Raw genomic sequence first — 16,772 nt, 5'->3', positions numbered from 1 at the left:
AGGGCCGCGTTGGAGAGCCGGACATCTGTATCCCTGTTCTGTGTTCGCTAGTGCGAAACACAGTTCCTCGAATACGTAGCGATATTGGGGCAGGGATGTGGTCATGTTGCGCCAAGCCGCTCGTGCTTGCGATCGCCGCAAGAACGAAGAAGAAGTTTCATGGAACCGTGCTGAGAGACGCGAGTTGCAAATCGTTTGTGCAAAAACCATTGCGCGCGATAGGCGAACCGCGCCGCGTTTCACGCAGCGCTGGCGACGTTCGCCGGCGCCGCGAGGTGATCGAGCAACGCCTTCGCCGATTTCTTCCACGAATAGAATGCAAGACGATCCTGTTGTCGCCTGCGTTCCTGCTCAGAGATCGCGCCGATTGCCAGTCTTTCGAGCATGAGCTGCTTCAGTGCTTCGGCATCCGTGGCGCCAAAATACGCAGCCGCGTCGCCGCACGTCTCCACGACGGCGTCGGCCGTCGAGGCGATCACCGGGCAGCCGAAGATCATGGCTTCGAGTGGCGGGACACCGAATCCCTCGTAGAGCGACGGAAACACGAAGGCCGATGCGTGCGCATAAAGTGCGGCAATCTCGCTGTCGGTCAGGCGGCCGGCCAGCAGCAGGCCGGAAACCCCTTCGCCGGAATGATCCTGAAAGACCTTGCTGTTGTCGCCGCCGACGATGACCAGGGGAACGTCAGCCCGGTCGAGCAGCTGGATGGCACGGATCGCGACGGACAGATTCTTGTTCTTGGTTTTCGAGCCCACGAACAGGAAGAACTTCTGCGGCCGGACGCCAAGTCGGGCCAGAATGCCGGGATCGGGCTTCGTGGCCGCAAAGTGTTCGGCACTGTTGGGGAAGATCGGAATGCGCGATGCCGAGAGATTCAGCACATCCGCAAGCTCCTTGCGTGAAAATCCCGATACCGTTGCGATGCTTGCGTGCCGGGCGAGCATCCGACCCATCGTGCGATGGACGGTCAGATAGCGCCAATTGAAGAAGTCGGGCCTGCGAAAGACCTGGGCGTCGTGAATCACGACAATGTGGTCGCGATGGAAGACGGGCCCGGAATTGGCCAGGCTGATCAAGCGGCCTCCGGCGGCGGCGCGGGCGAGATCGACTTGATCCCACGCGTGCCCATGCAACCGGCCGACGGCGCGAATCTTGATCCGGTCGAGATGAAGTTCCTCGCTTGCATCCGCAGGCTTCAACAATTGCCAGTCTGCGTTGCGCAGCACGGCCGGAATCTGCTCCGACGCGAGCAGCCCGTCGATCGCCTTGACCATTTCGGCGGCATAGCGCTGCACGCCCGTGAGCTTTTGCGACAGAAAGCGGCCGTTGATGAAGAATTTCAATTGACTACCACGATGGTTCATGGAGTCCCGGCCGGGTTCGCGGGGAGCTCGCGGTGGAGAAGCCGCACGTGAGCAATCGTTAGGTACAGAAATATGACGCAGCCCGGCATGGCTCGGAGGCGCCGCCTGCATGGCCGGCGTCGCCTTGCTGCGTGCCAGGGCGGGGTGTAGAGGTCGGCAATGACCGACGACACCCACTCCTTTCGCAGCGGCTCGCTCACCGCGACCGTCAAGGCGCACGGCGCCGAGCTCTGCTCGCTGAAGGGCGGTGGCACCGAATTCCTTTGGCAGGCGGGGCCGGAATGGCCGCGTCACGCGCCGCTGCTGTTTCCGATCGTCGGGCGCCTTGCCAACGACGAATTGCGGCACCAGGGCAAGACGTATCGGATGACGCAGCACGGCTTTGCCCGCGACAGCCGCTTCGTGTGGGCGGAACGCGGCGAGAGCCGCTGTACTCTTGTGCTCGAGGACAACGAGACGACGCGCGCGCTCTATCCATTCCCGTTCCGGTTCACGGCGGCCTATGCGATCGATGAGTCCGGCCTCGATCTGACGCTCACGATCGCAAATACCGGCAAGGAGACGTTGCCGGCGTCGATCGGCGGTCATCCCGCCTTCAATTGGCCGCTGCAGCCCGGCGCGGCCAAGGAGAGCTATGCACTGACCTTCGCGAGCGCCGAATCGTCTCCGATCCGCCGTCTGGAAGCTGGATTGCTGCGCCCCGTGGCGGAGCCGAGCCCGGTCAAGGGCACGTCGCTTCCCTTGTCGGATTCCCTGTTCGTCGACGACGCCGTCATCTTCGACCGCATCGAGAGCCATTCGGTCCGCTATGCCGCGACGGGCGGTGCATCAACCGGACCTTGGCTGAAAATGTCTTGGCGCGGATTTCGCGAGCTCGGCGTCTGGTCGAAACCGTCAGGTGCGCCGTTCCTCTGCATCGAGCCCTGGCGCGGCTATGCAAGTCCCGCCGGCTTCCAGGGCGACTTCACCGACAAGCCGGGACTGATGCACATCGCGGCCGGCGCGGAAGAGCAATTATCGTTCCGCATCGAGGTCGGATCGTCCTGAGGCCGGCGAGCTGATCGACGATGCCTAGACCTCGATGCGCGTGAGATCCTCGCCGAGCACGACCGGTCCTGCATAGTCCCGCCTGACGTCATCGAGCAATGCGGTCAGCATGGCGTCGTCGGTGCGCGGACGGTGATGGGTCAGCGCGAGCTTCTTGACGCCGGCCTTGGCCGCGATCTTCCCGACGGTGTCGCCGCAGGCGAGCGTGTGTTTCGCAAGCCGGCGGAAGTGCTCGTTGTTGATCTCGGGCGTTGCGAGAAAGCAGACCTGGACCAGCAGGTCGGCGCCTTCGGCCAGGCGCTCCAGCCCCGGGCAAGGGACCGTGTCGCCGGAAATCGCAATGACCTTGCCCTCGGCCTCGAAGCGATAGCCGAGACACATCCAGCGCTCCAGGAAGGCCGGCGACATGTCGAGACCGTCGCCATGCGAGACCAGTTCGGCGCTGATCTTCCAGCGACCGGTATCGAGAACGGGACCCGGCACGATGTCCGTTGCGGCGACAGGCTTCCAGCCGCCGAAGGTCGGCTCGCCCTGGTCGCGCCAGGCGATGTCCTTGTCGTAGACCTGCGTGACCAGCGTGTTGACGAGCCGCTCGGTGTCCGGCGGTCCATAGACGCGCAGCTCGTCCTTGCGCCCGTGCATCCACGAATTCAACATCACGTCGTAGAGATCGCCGATGTGGTCGAAATGGTGATGGGTGAGGAAGACCGTGTTGATGGCGCCGAGCGGCACGCCCGCCTTGTGAAGCTGCACCATGACGCCACGGCCGGCGTCGAACAGGATGTTCTCCTCGCCAAGCCTGATCAGCGTGGTCGTCGCCATGCGACGCGGGTCTGGACGTGGGCCGCCGGTGCCGAGCAGTATGACCTCCATGGGCCACCTCCGAGTGCAGGCTTTTGGACGCACAGTAGATGTGAGCTCACGGGCGGAGCAATCCGCAGCGGGCTACCCGAAGTGTAATCTGATTTTCAGAGAACGGGAGGCTGCCGGCGCGATGGTGCGCGGAATGAGAATTGTGGGCCAATTCATACTAAATACGTTGAGACCATGACCAATATTGTTTGCGCGTCACAACGCGCCTAGTATTGCGGCAGGCAATTTCGGGGGCTCGAACAGGCTGTGAATGTCCGTTCACATGACAGCGCGACGCGCAGCGACTTGAATTCGCAGGTCGGATCATCCAGGACCGTGACGGTTTCCGCACGTCAGGAATCGCGTCCGGCCGGCCGCGAGCGGCTGATCGTCGTCGAGGACGATCCGGTGACACGGACCATGCTGGTCGACTATTTCAGCGACAACAATTTCGATGTGGTCGGCGCCGGCTCCTGCACGGAGTGCCGTCAGGCGCTGCGCGCGCGCACTGATCTCGTCTTCCTCGACGTGCAACTGCCCGACGGCGACGGCTTCGAGCTCGCCAAGGAGATCCAGGCCGCCGGCAACGTGGGCATCATCTTCGTGACGCGGCGCGACACCGACGTCGACCGCATTCTCGGCCTCGAGGTCGCCGGCGACCATTACGTCACCAAGCCGATCAACCTGCGCGATCTGCTCGCGCGTGCGCGCAGCGTGCTGCGGCGGCGCTCGATCGACCGAAAGGCGGCGCGCAACCACAATTCGATCGCCTTCGGCGACTGGATCATCGACCTGACCCGGCGCGAACTGCTCGGCAACGACGGCAAGCCGGTGGCGCTGACGCGCGCCGAATTCGACCTGCTGGCGGCGCTCGTCGGCGCCGACGGCAGGCCGCTCAGCCGCGACTATCTGATCGAGGTCGTCAGCAACCGCCAGGCCGACGTCGACATCCGCACGGTCGATGCGCTGGTGGCACGACTGCGCCGCAAGCTGGTCGGCAGCGGCACGCCCGTGATCGCGACCGTCACCGGCGTTGGCTACAAGCTCGCGCTCAGCGAGCGGCTCTAGAGCATAGGGCATCGCCGTCAGCGCGATGCAACGCGCTTCCAACGTGCTTCGATGCGCGCCTTGATCTGGCTGACCCTCGCCTCGTGAGCGGCCCAATAGGCGCGGCTGGCGGCTGCGGTGCCTTGACGATAGCTGGCATAGACGGCTTTGGGCTGCACCGGCATCTTCGGGCGGCTCGCCGCTTTTGCGGGCGCCGCAGCCGCAGCCGCAACGGCAACTGCAGGCGCCGGATCCGGAGCAGCCGCAGCTTCGGGGCCTGCCGGCATTGCGCTCATCGCGAGAAGCCGGTTGCGGGCCCGGTTGCAATAGACCTGCGACCGCGCGGTCATCTCCTCTTCGCCATGACCCGCCCGGTATTTCATCAGGGCGCGGCAGAGGTCCCCGCCCGAAAGACGCCAGGCCTGGCTGAGATAAAGCACCCCGTAATGGATGTTGACGTCGGGTTCGGCCAGCTCCGCGTTGCTGCCGTGGAAGCCCAGCATCGCCGCCGTCTCGGGGCGCACCTGCATCAGGCCGATTTCGCCCGCGCCGCCGATGATTGCCGGGTTGTAGCCGCTTTCGACGAAGACGATCGCCTCGGCGATGTCGGCCGGCAGATTGGTGCTTTTTATTTCCCGCTCGATGATCTTCCGGATCATCGCGCGCGATGACGGCGTTTCGCCGGCGCCGAGCTCGGTCCCCCCGTCGCCCGCAAGCGCGCCGATCGGAGCCGACACGAGCAGGACGACCGCGACATGCCTCCACGTCGCGCCGAGATTGAAGCGTGCCCGATCCCACAGCATGGGCTTGTCATAGAGCTCCGGAGTTAACAAACCGGCCTCTGGCGCGTCTGTCACTGCCGCGCGCGGGCGCTCTGCTCGGTGGGTCTGGCCTGCGATGGCTCGGCCAGCTGGTCATCGACCGCATAGAGCGTGCAACTGGGCGACCATTTCATGCAGGCCGCCAGCGAGTCGCGCCGGGCCTCTTCAGTTGTCGCACGGCCGGTGCGCCAGCCGTAGCCGCCGTTCGGCGACACCGCAAAGGCCTTGTGCGGCAGCAGGCTGGCGAGATAGCGCGCGAACTCGGCCCGCGCGGCCTCGCTGAGCTGGGGCGGTGGCGGCAGCGGATCGGGCAGGCTCAGGAGTTCACGGCCGAGCCCGCGCTCGCGCAGGAAGGCGTCGAGATACGGTGTCCATTGCGGCCGGCCCGCGACCGAATAGAGATAATGGCCGTCGTCGCCGTAAGCCGGCGCCGCCACGAACCTCGCATTGCCGCCACCGGCGCGAAACCCGTCATGGAGGCGGCGCGCGAGATCGGGACCGAAATAGGAATCGTTGCTCGCATAGACCCACAGCATCGGCACGCGCGAGCTCTTGCCGAAGGTGGCGAAGGTCTGCACCAGCCCCTCCTCGTTGCAGACATCGTCGTCGTCGCGCGAGCCGCGGCCGCCGGCGAAGTTGATCGCGGCGACGAGACCGGGCGGGGCCTGCGCGCTCAGCGCCACCGTGGCAAGGCCGCCGGCGGAATGGCCGGCCGCGATCATGCCCGAAATCGTGACGTCGCCCCGGTGCGCCATCGCATCGATCGCGGCGCGCAGATCGGCAACTGCGACGGCGGCCGCCGGCAGGTACGCCGCCTTTGCGCAACCGCCGACGCTGTCGACGCGCCCGCCGGGCGAGGTGCCATAGCCGCGCCGCATCACGATCAGCGCCGCAAAGCCGCGCCGGGCGTATTCCAGCGCAATGCCGTAATATTTATGCGCCGACATCGCCGCTCGGTCCTCGAACTTGCGCGGCGAGCCGTGGCTGAGCAGCGCCAAGGGATAGCGCTTCGTCCCCGCAGGTCGGACCAGGAAGGCCTCGAGCCCCTGCGGTCCGGCCTCCGCCATCGGGATGCGAAGGTCCTCGGTGTAGAACTCCGCGGCGCGCGCCGGTGCGCCGGCCAGGATGAGGCCGGCGATCAGCACGAGCAGCTTGCGCGAAGGGATCATGAGACGATTCGATGGGTGGTGGTGCCGAGCATAGCACGAACCCGCTGCACCACCTTCGCTACCCCCAAGGAACGCCTTCCCCCTCGCGCGTGTTGTGCCCTTGGCGGGGGCCGGGCCGATGCTATGGTGTCCCGCACTCACGACAGGACGAGGATATTTCAGTGGCAGAAGTCGATCCCGCGGCGGGCAAGCAGGCCTCGCCGGACGTGCTCACCAATATTCCGCGGCTGGTGACGGCCTATTTCGCCAACAGACCGGATGCATCGGATCCGGCGCAGCGCGTGGCGTTCGGCACGTCGGGCCATCGCGGCACCTCGTTCAAGAACACCTTCAACGAAGGCCACATCCTCGCGACCACGCAGGCGATTTGCGATTACCGGAAGGAGAAGGGCCTGACCGGCCCGCTCTTCATCGGCATCGACACCCATGCGCTGGCCGAGCCTGCGCTGGTCAGCGCCGTCGAGGTGTTCGCCGCCAACGGCGTCGAGGTCATGATCGACAAGGACGGCGGCTACACGCCGACGCCGGTCATCTCGCATGCGATCCTCACCTACAACAAGGGCCGCAGCAGCGGCCTCGCCGACGGCGTCGTCATCACACCCTCGCACAATCCGCCCGAGGACGGCGGCTACAAATACAATCCGCCCCATGGCGGGCCTGCCGATACGGACGTGACGGGCGTCGTCGAGAAGCTCGCCAACGCCTATCTTGCAGGCGACCTCGAGGACGTGAAGCGCATCGACTATGCCAAGGCGCGCAAGGCCGCGAATGTCCACGCCTACGACTTCGTCACGCCTTACGTCGCCGATCTCGGCAATGTCGTCGATCTCGACCTCGTCAAATCCGCCGGCGTCAAAATCGGCATCGATCCGCTCGGCGGCGCCGCCGTGCATTACTGGCATCCGATCATCGAGCGCTACGGCCTGAAGGCCACGATCGTGAACGAGGCGATCGACCCGACCTTCCGTTTCATGACGGTGGACTGGGACGGCAAGATCCGCATGGACTGCTCCTCGCCTTACGCGATGGCGAGCCTGATCGGCATGCGCGACCGCTTCGACGTCGCCTTTGCCAACGACACCGACGCCGACCGCCACGGCATCGTCACGCGCACCGGCGGGCTGATGAATCCGAACCATTACCTGGCGACCGCGATCTCCTACCTGTTCGCGCACCGTCCGGACTGGGGCAAGGATGCCGCGATCGGCAAGACCGTGGTGTCGAGCTCGATCATCGACCGCGTCGCCAAGAAGCTCGGCCGCAAGCTGGTGGAGACGCCGGTCGGCTTCAAATGGTTCGTCGACGGCCTCGTCACCGGCGGCTTCGGCTTCGGCGGCGAGGAGAGTGCAGGGGCCTCGTTCCTGCGCCGCGACGGCGCGGTGTGGACCACCGACAAGGACGGAATCATCCTCGGCCTGCTCGCTGCCGAGATCATGGCCAGGACCGGCCGCGATCCCAGCCAGATCTTCAATGAGCTCACCGCCGAGTTCGGCATGCCGCACTACGCGCGCATCGATGTCGCCGCCACCGGGCCGCAAAAGAACATCCTGAAATCCGTCACGCCGGAGCAGCTCGGCCTCAAGGACCTCGCCGGCGATCCCGTCCGCGCGACGCTGAGCAAGGCGCCCGGCAACGGCCAGCCCTTCGGCGGCATCAAGGTCGAAACCGATTTCGGCTGGTTCGCCGCGCGGCCGTCCGGCACCGAGGACGTCTACAAGATCTACGCCGAAAGCTTCCGCAGCCCCGAGCACCTGAAGCGGATTCAGGAAGAAGCTCAGGCGGGGTTGGCGAAGGTGTTCGCGGCGTAGCTCCCCGGCGCAAGCGCCCCTCTTACCCCTCCCTTGGAGTCCCTTGAGGGTGGGCCGCGTGCCCCGCTTGGACCGCAGTCACCGCCGTCATTCCCCGCGAAGGCGGGGAATCCAGTACTCCGCGGCGGTCATTGGTTCAGGCAATTTCCGCTGCGGAGTACTGGATCGCCCGCCTTCGCGGGCGATGACAGCGGGATGAATGATGTATACAGAAACATGAGCAACGGTATTATGTTACGCCGCTTTTAGCCTTGAACAATTCCATCCCTCCGCTATTGTATACATAACGTATTCATAAGCCGTGGGAGCGAGACAATGACAAAACCCTTCCCCATGAACGCCTGGTACGCTGCTGCGTGGGACGCCGACGTCAAGGCGGCGCTGTTGCCGCGGACGATCTGCGGCAAGCATGTCGTGATGTATCGCAAGGCCGACGGCTCGGTGGCCGCGCTGGAGGACGCCTGCTGGCATCGCTTGGTGCCGCTGTCCAAGGGCCGGCTCGAGGGCGACACCGTCGTCTGCGGCTATCATGGCCTGAAGTACAACGCGCAGGGGCGCTGCACCTTCATGCCCTCGCAGGAGACCATCAACCCGTCGGCCTGCGTGCGCGCCTATCCCGTGGTCGAGCGTCACCGCTACATCTGGCTCTGGATGGGCGATCCTGCGCTGGCCGATCCCGCGCTGGTGCCGGATATGCACTGGAATCACGATCCCGCCTGGGCCGGCGACGGCAAGACCATCCACGTCAATTGCGACTACCGCCTCGTGCTCGACAATCTCATGGACCTCACCCACGAGACCTTCGTGCACGGCTCCTCCATCGGCAATGATGCGGTGGCCGAGGCGCCGTTCGACGTCACCCATGGCGAGAAGACGGTCACGGTGACGCGCTGGATGCGCGGCATCGAGCCGCCGCCGTTCTGGGCCAAGCAGCTCGGCAAGCCCGGCCTGGTCGACCGCTGGCAGATCATCCGCTTCGAGGCGCCGTGCACCATCGCGATCGACGTCGGCGTCGCGCCGACAGGGACCGGCGCGCCGGAAGGCGACCGCTCGCAAGGCGTCAACGGCTTCGTGCTCAACACCATCACGCCGGAGACCGAGAAGACCTGCCATTATTTCTGGTCCTTCGTCCGCAATTACCGCCTCGGTGAGCAGCGCCTCACCACCGAGATCCGCGAGGGCGTCTCCGGCATCTTCCGCGAGGACGAGCTGATCCTGGAAGCGCAGCAGCGCGCGATGGACGAGAACCCCGATCGCATCTTCTACAACCTCAACATCGATGCCGGCGCGATGTGGTCGCGCAAGCTGATCGACAAGATGGTGGCGAAGGAAAACGCCCCAAAGCACCTTCAGGCCGCGGAGTAGAACATGGCCGAGCGTGAGGTCGACCGCTCCATCTCGCAGACCGTGAAGGCGCAGCTCGCGCTGCGCGACCAGATCCTGTCGGGCGCCCTGCGTCCCGGCGAGCGCATCTCCGAGCTTCAGGCGGTGGAGACGACCGGCGCCTCGCGCACGCCGGTGCGCATGGCGCTGGTGCGGCTGGAGGAGGAGGGTCTGCTCGAGGCCATCCCCTCCGGCGGCTTCATGGTGAAGGCGTTTTCCGAGCGCGACATCTCCGATTCGATCGAGCTGCGCGGCACGCTGGAAGGTCTGGCGGCGCGCTTTGCCGCCGAGCGCGGCGTCGCCGCGCGCGAGCTCGAGCCGCTGAAGGAGTGCCTCGCTGCAATCGACGAGCTGCTGCGGCAGGTGCCGATCTCGGTCGATGCGTTCTCGTCCTACGTCACGCTGAATGCGCGCTTCCATGCCCAGCTCACGGAACTGTCGCGCAGCCCGCCGCTGATCCGGCAGATCGACCGCGCCTCGGCGCTGCCGTTTGCCTCGCCGAGCGGCTTCGTGATGGCGCAATCGGCGTTGCCCGAGGCGCAGCAGATCCTGATCATCGCCCAGGAGCACCATCGCGTCGTGATCGACGCCATCGAGAACCGTGAAGGCGCGCGCGCCGAGGCCGTCATGCGCGAGCATGCGCGGCTCGCGGTGCGAAACCTGCGGCTCGCGCTGCGCAACCGGACCCATCTCGACCTCTTGCCGGCGCTCGCGCTGATCAAGACCGCAACCGATTGAGGGCAGTCACCATGCGCTTCATCGAGACCTGGACCCCCGCAACGCTCGTCGCCACCCGCGATCTCACCCCGAACGTCCGTGAATTCCTGATCAGGCCGGATCAGTTCGAGGCCACGGCCTATCCGGTCGGCAGCCACATCAATGTCAGCGTCACCATCGACGGCCTGCCGGAGACGCGGTCCTATTCGCTGGTCGGCGAGGCCTCGTCGCACAGTTTCAAGATCGCGGTACGCCGCACTGACGATTCCCGCGGCGGCTCGCGCTACATGTGGTCCTTGCAACCGGGCGCGCGGCTCGACATCACCCAGCCCGCCTCGCTGCTCGCGGTCGACTGGAGCCGCGACAATTATTGCCTGATTGCCGGTGGCATCGGTATCACCCCGATCCTCGGCGCCGCGCAGGCGCTGGCGCGGCACGGAGCGGACGTGACCCTGCATTATGCCGTGCGCTCGCGCAACGAGGCCGCCTATCTCGACGATCTCGCCGCGATGCTCGGCGATCGTCTCGTGGTTCATGCCAGCGACGAAGGGCACCGGCTCGATCTCGACGCGCTGTTTGCCTCATTGCCGCAAGGCGCGCTGGCCCTGTTCTGCGGCCCGATGCGCATGCTGGACGCCGCGCGCCATGCCTGGATCGGCGCCGGCCATCCGCTCCCCGATCTCCGCTACGAGACCTTCGGCTCCAGCGGCACGCTGCCGACCGAAACGTTCCGCGTGCGCCTGAAGGACTCCGGTGTCGAGCTCGAAATCCCACGCGAGCGCTCGATGCTCGACGTGCTCAATGCCAGCGGCCACGACGTGATGTACGATTGCAAGCGCGGCGAATGCGGCCTCTGCGCCATCGACGTGGTCGAGGTCGACGGCGAGATCGACCATCGCGACGTCTTCTTCAGCGACCACCAGAAGCAAACCAACCAGAAGATCTGCGCCTGTGTCTCCCGCGCGCGTGGCACCATCACGGTCGACACGCTGCTCCGGGCGGATGCGGTTTGAGCTAGGCCGGAGCGGGACTCTCTTAGGAGGAAGCGGACGGCGCCGCGGGCTCCACCTCTCCCGCTTGCGGGAGAGGTCGCGCCGAAGGCGCGGGTGAGGGCTCTCTCCTCTGGGGGAGTCCCGCCGTGGAGACAGCCCTCTCCCCAGCCCTCCCCCGCAAGCGGGGGAGGGAGCGTACCTTCCAAGTCGCCGGCACCGAGGCACAATTTTTCCTACGCCGCGTAAATCGCCCGGTACTTCTTCGTCTCCAGCAGCGCCATCACCCCGTCCGCGGCCACCGGCCGGCTGATCAGATAGCCCTGCACCTCGTCGCAATTGATCTGCCGGAGATATTCGAGCTGGTCGGCGGTCTCGACGCCCTCCGCCACCACGCCGATCTGCAAATCGCGCGCGAGCGAAATCACCGACTTCACGATCGCCGCGCAGTCCGGCTGCACCAGCATGTCGCGGATGAAGGACTGGTCGATCTTGATCCGGCTGAACGGCAGCTTGCGCAGGTAGGTCAGCGAGGAGAAACCGGTGCCGAAATCGTCGAGCGCCACGGTGACGCCGAGCTCCAGCAGCGCGTTCAGGACCGTCGCAGCCGAGCCGTATTTCGACAGCAGCATCGATTCCGTGATCTCGATCTCGAGCCGATGCGGGGCGATCCTGGCCTCGGCGAGCGCCTCCACGATGGTCTGGAGGATGGCCGTGTTGTGAAACTGCGCGGCCGAGAAATTCACGGCGACCCTGATCTCTTCGGGCCACTCCGCAACCGTCGCGCAGGCGCGGCGGATGACCCATTCGCCGATCTCGTGGATCAGCCCGGTCTCCTCCGCGATGGCGATGAACTCGCTCGGCGGCACCAGCCCGCGCGTCGGATGCTGCCAGCGCAGCAGTGCCTCGAAGCCGGTGACGCGGTTGCTGCCGAGATCCAGGAACGGCTGGAACACCAGGAACAGCTCGTCGCGCGCGATCGCGCCTGCGAGGTCCGATTGCAGCGCCTTGCGTTCGCGGGACGACCTGTCGTCGGCTTGCTCGAAGAAGCAGACCGTGCCCGGCCCGGCCTTCTTGGCGCGGTAGAGCGCGGCATCGGCATTCTTCATGAGATCGAGCGGCGTGTTGCCGTCGCGCGGCGCCAGCACGATGCCGACGCTGGTTGCGCCGACGATCTGACGGCCCTCGATCTGGAACGGTTCGGCGAAGGCCGCGACGAAGCGTTCGGCGATCTCGAGCGCATCCTCCGGCCGCGTCAGGTTGGCCATCACCAGCGCGAACTCGTCGCCGCCGATGCGCGCGACGTGCTCGGCGGCGCGCGTGCAGCGTTGCAGGCGGTTTGCCACCTGGACCAGGAATTCGTCGCCGGCAGGATGGCCGAACTGGTCGTTGACCTCCTTGAAGCGGTCGAGATCGAGCAGGAGCACCGCGAATTCCTCACCCGATAGCGCCAGCCGCTTGAGCGCGGCGTCGAGCGTTTCATTGAAGGCGACGCGGTTGGGCAGATGGGTCAGGGGATCCAGCCGCACCGTGCGCTCGGCCTCGATCTCTCGCATCACGCGCCGGGCGAACGAGAACGAATTGACGAACACGCTGCGCAGCAGGACGCTGCCGTAGACCACGACGAGAAAGGCGATCAGGAGAAAGGCGAGATCGCCGTTCCGGCCGAGGCAGATGGCGATACCGAGGAAGATCGGCGCCGTGAAGGCGATCGCCGCGATCGGGATGGTGGCGAAGGCGAGTGCCCCGCCGGCCAACATGCCCGCGCACAGGCAGGTGATGACGAGCTGGCCGCCGGTCGAAGCGCCGGCGAAGAAGGCGACCGGGACGATGCCCCAGGCGGCGCCGAGGATGAAGGCGTTGCGCACCAGCCGGTGCATCGCGCGACGCGAGACGAATTGCGGCTTGGTGATGCGGCGCGCCGCGTGCGATTGCAGGCCGAACGCGATCGCGGCGCCGGCGACGGAAGCCGCCCAGATCAGCGCAGGGATCCTGTCCGGCGATGGCCACAGCGCGATCGCGAGCACAATGGCGTTGCAGGCATTGGCCAGCATGATACCGACCGAATAGCCGAGCACCAGCGACATCTGCTCGGCGCGGATTTGCCCGGCGACGGCCTCGTCGGCTGCGGGACCGCCAAAGGCCGACAGATCGCCGGCGAACAGCCGAGCGACATAGTTGGTCGTTTGAGTCCGCATCCCAGAGCCTAGCAGCAGGGCCTTTCGTCCAGCCGGTTCGGAGACTTTGCCGCAAACCTTTGACGAACTATGAATTATCCACGGCTGCGGGGGGCGCCGTAACCACTTCTGCGTGTTCGTCACGGAATATCGATAACAAATCGATACAAATGCCCGACAGGCCGGACATCAAGCGGGGCGAGGGCGCGGTCTCAGCTGAGTGATGGCGACCCCGGACATCGCGAGCAGTCCGCCGACGATCAGCTTTGGCGTGAGCCGGTCGCCGAGAAACAGTACGCTCGAAAGCAAGGCAAACACCGGAAGCAGCAGCCCGAAGGGCGCAACGCGCACCATCGAGCAACGGGCGATCAGCCAGAACCAGAGGCCAAACCCGACAATTCCCCCCACGAAGATCGTGTAGGCGAGCGCCAGCCAGCCGAGTTCGCCCGCCGTCACAAGGCTCGCCGCTTGTCCATATTCAAGGAGCAGCGACATCAACATGACCTGCGGTACCGTGAGCAGCGAGGACCACCCCATCAACATCAAGGGATCAAAGGGGCCGTAACGCTTCGTCAAGACGTTGGACACCGCGAAGGCAAAAGCGGCACCACCTACAAGCAGCAGCGGAATCAGGTTGGTCGACAGGCCCGGCTCCGCCGCGAGCACGGTCACGCCCACGAATGCAAGTCCGACTCCGGCAGAGGTGGCGAGAGACGGCCTCTCCGCCAGAATGGGCCAGGACAACAGGATGGTGAAGGGCGTGGCGAGCTGGTACGCGACGGCCGATATGCTTCCCGAGCCGAGTCCAAGGCCGACATAGAAGAGCCCGAAATTCAGTCCGCCCAGGAACAGCGAAATGGCCGCAACAGGACCGAGTTGTCGACGCGTGGGCCTGTCGACGAAGGGAACGAGCAGCACCGCGATGGCCAGAAAGCGTAGCGCGAGGAAGAACAGCGGCGGAAACTCGGCGACGCCCACCTTGATGGCCACGAACTGATATCCCCAGATCATGGGAACGGTGATGGCGCAAACGATCTGGATGCCAGACATGGCTCACCTTTTCAGGACCGATCAGTCCATATATGGATGCGCCGATACGCCAAGGCATCCATGGGATTACTTTAGGAAGCGGCCGACGAGAGCGTCGGCGGCGGCTTGCGATGCGACCCGTGCCGGAGCTGTCTTGCCGACTACACGCAGTCCTTCGACGAAACAGACGAGAATGTTGGCGGCGATCGCGGGCTCGACACCGTCGGCCAACTTGCCGGCCGCTTTCGCGCGGGACAGTGCATCCGTCACCTTGGCTTCCATGGCCCTGAAGAAGCTCGCAACGCGGCGACCCACTTCGGCATCCCGGCCGGCCAATTCCATGGCAGTGGCCACCAGGAGGCATCCGCGCCGACCGTTGCTCCCGCTGGTGCGCTCGACGTAGCCGGCAAGGTAGGCCCGCAGGCCCGCCACCGGATCGTTGCGAGGATCGAATTCCCCCTCCATCCGCCTCAAGGCATCCGCGATGTAGCGATCAAGCGCGCGCAAGAACAGCGAATGCTTGTCACCGAAAGCGGCGTAGAGGCTGCCCCGCGACAACCTCGTCGCACGAAGCAGGTCGGGCAGGGCCGTGGCATGATAGCCACGCGACCAGAACACCTCCATCGCGCGCTCGACGGCGATCTCCATATCGAAATTTCGCGGCCGGCCGCGAGGCACCCGCGGCGGTGTTGTCTGCCTCATGCCAACATATATAGACCGATCAGTCCTTAAATGGCAAGCGGCGCACGGGACTTGCTCATGGCGCCCGCAATTCAGCCCTTCCGAATGGGTGTAAGGTCAGGCCTCATGCGTCGCTCGATCGGCTTTTTGCCGCACTTGGACCGATCGAGACGCCTCCCTCTGTGGCATGATACGTTCGGTGGACCGACCGGCACCGCGCGCCGCGTCGGCACTGCATGCATTCGAGATCCCGAGGGCCTGTCCATGAGCGAGCCTTCAGCCGATGTTTCGGCAATTGTCGGATACACGATGGACAAATGGCGGATGGACCGCCTTCCCTGGGCCATGTGGGCCTGCGTCGCCGGCCTTGCGGTCGCGCTGCACGCCGAGAGCCGCGGCCAGAATGGTGCCGTTTTGGCCGTCGTCTATCTGGCCCTGTTGGGTCTGGCGTTCGCAGGCTATGCACTGACGACCCTGATCGGGCGGTCCGGCCTGCCATTGCTTCTTGAATTGTTGATCGGCGTCCTTGTCCTGATCATCGTCGCCGGCGTGATCGGTGTGATCAGCGTGTTGGTCGGCGGGCCAAGCGGCCGCTCCAGCTATGTCGGGACCGTGCGCAGTCTCTATTGGAGCCATCTCGTGAATCCATCGCTGAATGTTTTCGGCTGGATGATGCTTTACCTGGGATTGGGATGGATCGCGTTCTCGTCCTACCGGCACTTCTATTCGGACCGGGCCGTCGTCTCCATGTCTTCCGCGGGCATCCACTTTCACAGGCCGTGGCTCAAGGGTCTCTTCATTCCCTGGCAGGAGGTGCGTGGGGTGGGCCATCTCGTCGTTCCCGGCATCTCGGGGGTACCGTACGTCAGTCCATACGCTGCGGCCGTCACGGTCGGTCAGGATTTCTATGAGCAGCATATCGCCGCGAAGCGCAGCTTCTTCTCGCCACCGGGGGCGGAGGCCATGTTCCAGCCGAAAGGCGAGACGATGCAGGTGGTGCTGAGCAGCGCCGACATGGCGGTCAAGCCGGAAGATTTTCTCGGGCCTGCCGAGGCGCGGTGGAAGGCATTTCGGGATCAACCGGCGTCGCCTGCCCAACGCGGCGGCACCGTCTTCTACGGACGCTGGTCGATCGATGGCTCGCGGTGGCAGGCCGTTCAGTTTCTTGCGCCTCTCGTCGGTCTGGCTGTGGTGGTGCTGTACCGATAGGGCATTCCGGGTCAGCGTCCGAGCTGCTTCGGATCGTAGAAGAAGCGCTCCTCGACGATCTCATTGCCGCGCCAGGTCTGCCACGCGATCTCCTCCAGCGTCCGCGTCACACCATCGGCGCCCGTGAAGGAGAATTTCCAGCGGCTGGCGACGACGTCGCCATCGATCAGGCTCGGGCCGAGGCGCACGGCAGTGACCTCCTTGAACGCCGCCAGCACGCCGCGCTCCTTGTCCGCGAGCTTGTCGCGTCCGACCACGGGCGCGGCGAGGTTCTCATAGGTCGCGGTATCAGGGGCGTAGTAGTCGAGGATCGCGCCGACGAAGTCGCCATCCTCCAGCCGCTTCGCAAAGGCTTCGACGATCTCGCGGCTCGGCATGTTGTCACCTCAAGGCTAAAACCGACTGATGGTCGGTAAATACCGACCGATAGTCGAAAAGTCAACTGGCCGCCCGCGGCAAATTCGATTAGAGCTTCACTT

Annotated in this window: 15 protein-coding genes; 7 read left to right on the top strand and 8 right to left on the bottom strand. The window is 65.3% G+C overall.

Going from position 1 to position 16,772, the window contains the following annotated elements; genetic code table 11:
• Window positions 1-239 precede the first annotated feature (239 nt).
• Window positions 240-1,343 carry a glycosyltransferase family 4 protein gene (locus ACNJYA_RS32245; protein ID WP_260380388.1) on the bottom strand — a complete coding sequence of 368 codons (1,104 nt, stop codon included), beginning with the start codon at window positions 1,341-1,343 and terminating at the stop codon, window positions 240-242.
• Between the two features lie 180 nt (window positions 1,344-1,523).
• Between ACNJYA_RS32245 and ACNJYA_RS32240 the strand changes: the two genes are divergently transcribed.
• A complete protein-coding gene (locus ACNJYA_RS32240; RefSeq protein WP_439364401.1) occupies window positions 1,524-2,411 on the top strand; it encodes an aldose 1-epimerase family protein in 888 nt (295 codons plus the stop codon).
• Window positions 2,412-2,435: 24 nt separating this feature from the next.
• On the opposite strand, the gene ACNJYA_RS32235 is transcribed toward ACNJYA_RS32240, so the two are convergent.
• On the bottom strand, window positions 2,436-3,284 hold the full coding sequence (locus ACNJYA_RS32235; protein ID WP_439364400.1) for an MBL fold metallo-hydrolase: 849 nt from the start codon (window positions 3,282-3,284) through the stop codon (window positions 2,436-2,438).
• A 246-nt stretch (window positions 3,285-3,530) separates the two neighbouring features.
• Between ACNJYA_RS32235 and ACNJYA_RS32230 the strand changes: the two genes are divergently transcribed.
• Complete coding sequence (locus ACNJYA_RS32230) at window positions 3,531-4,331, top strand: response regulator (RefSeq protein WP_212259472.1); 801 nt, start codon at window positions 3,531-3,533, stop codon at window positions 4,329-4,331.
• Between the two features lie 17 nt (window positions 4,332-4,348).
• Here the strand turns inward: ACNJYA_RS32230 and ACNJYA_RS32225 are convergent, their stop codons facing one another.
• Together ACNJYA_RS32225 and ACNJYA_RS32220 are read right to left on the bottom strand one after the other, a co-directional pair.
• Window positions 4,349-5,113, bottom strand: coding sequence for a lytic transglycosylase domain-containing protein (locus ACNJYA_RS32225; protein WP_212259501.1), 765 nt, complete (start codon window positions 5,111-5,113; stop codon window positions 4,349-4,351).
• Between the two features lie 50 nt (window positions 5,114-5,163).
• Complete coding sequence (locus tag ACNJYA_RS32220; protein WP_439364398.1) at window positions 5,164-6,300, bottom strand: alpha/beta hydrolase family protein; 1,137 nt, start codon at window positions 6,298-6,300, stop codon at window positions 5,164-5,166.
• 161 nt (window positions 6,301-6,461) lie between these two features.
• Between ACNJYA_RS32220 and pgm the strand changes: the two genes are divergently transcribed.
• The 4 genes from pgm to ACNJYA_RS32200 all read left to right on the top strand — a co-directional run bounded on the left by pgm (window position 6,462) and on the right by ACNJYA_RS32200 (window position 11,221).
• Window positions 6,462-8,108, top strand: coding sequence for a phosphoglucomutase (alpha-D-glucose-1,6-bisphosphate-dependent) (gene pgm / locus ACNJYA_RS32215; protein WP_439364397.1), 1,647 nt, complete (start codon window positions 6,462-6,464; stop codon window positions 8,106-8,108).
• A gap of 315 nt (window positions 8,109-8,423) precedes the next feature.
• Window positions 8,424-9,473 carry an aromatic ring-hydroxylating dioxygenase subunit alpha gene (locus ACNJYA_RS32210; RefSeq protein WP_439364396.1) on the top strand — a complete coding sequence of 350 codons (1,050 nt, stop codon included), beginning with the start codon at window positions 8,424-8,426 and terminating at the stop codon, window positions 9,471-9,473.
• 3 nt (window positions 9,474-9,476) lie between these two features.
• A complete protein-coding gene (locus tag ACNJYA_RS32205; RefSeq protein ID WP_172785821.1) occupies window positions 9,477-10,229 on the top strand; it encodes a GntR family transcriptional regulator in 753 nt (250 codons plus the stop codon).
• An 11-nt stretch (window positions 10,230-10,240) separates the two neighbouring features.
• A complete protein-coding gene (locus tag ACNJYA_RS32200; RefSeq protein WP_439401340.1) occupies window positions 10,241-11,221 on the top strand; it encodes a PDR/VanB family oxidoreductase in 981 nt (326 codons plus the stop codon).
• 212 nt (window positions 11,222-11,433) lie between these two features.
• On the opposite strand, the gene ACNJYA_RS32195 is transcribed toward ACNJYA_RS32200, so the two are convergent.
• The 3 genes from ACNJYA_RS32195 to ACNJYA_RS32185 form a co-directional block, all read right to left on the bottom strand.
• Window positions 11,434-13,395, bottom strand: coding sequence for a putative bifunctional diguanylate cyclase/phosphodiesterase (locus ACNJYA_RS32195; protein WP_439401339.1), 1,962 nt, complete (start codon window positions 13,393-13,395; stop codon window positions 11,434-11,436).
• A gap of 168 nt (window positions 13,396-13,563) precedes the next feature.
• The gene (locus tag ACNJYA_RS32190; RefSeq protein WP_439401338.1) at window positions 13,564-14,424 is read right to left on the bottom strand and encodes a DMT family transporter; all 861 of its coding nucleotides are present in this window, start codon (window positions 14,422-14,424) and stop codon (window positions 13,564-13,566) included.
• A 66-nt stretch (window positions 14,425-14,490) separates the two neighbouring features.
• Window positions 14,491-15,051, bottom strand: coding sequence for a TetR/AcrR family transcriptional regulator (locus ACNJYA_RS32185; protein WP_271504564.1), 561 nt, complete (start codon window positions 15,049-15,051; stop codon window positions 14,491-14,493).
• Window positions 15,052-15,348: 297 nt separating this feature from the next.
• On the opposite strand from ACNJYA_RS32185, the gene ACNJYA_RS32180 reads away from it, so the two are divergent.
• Window positions 15,349-16,293, top strand: coding sequence for a hypothetical protein (locus ACNJYA_RS32180; RefSeq protein WP_439401337.1), 945 nt, complete (start codon window positions 15,349-15,351; stop codon window positions 16,291-16,293).
• Between the two features lie 11 nt (window positions 16,294-16,304).
• On the opposite strand, the gene ACNJYA_RS32175 is transcribed toward ACNJYA_RS32180, so the two are convergent.
• Complete coding sequence (locus ACNJYA_RS32175; protein ID WP_271504556.1) at window positions 16,305-16,670, bottom strand: nuclear transport factor 2 family protein; 366 nt, start codon at window positions 16,668-16,670, stop codon at window positions 16,305-16,307.
• Window positions 16,671-16,772: the final 102 nt, after the last annotated feature.

The organism is Bradyrhizobium sp. BLXBL-01 (assembly GCF_051853025.1).
GTDB lineage: Bacteria > Pseudomonadota > Alphaproteobacteria > Rhizobiales > Xanthobacteraceae > Bradyrhizobium.
Note: the sequence above shows the minus strand (reverse complement) of the source record. Positions and strands in the feature narration are given on the sequence as shown.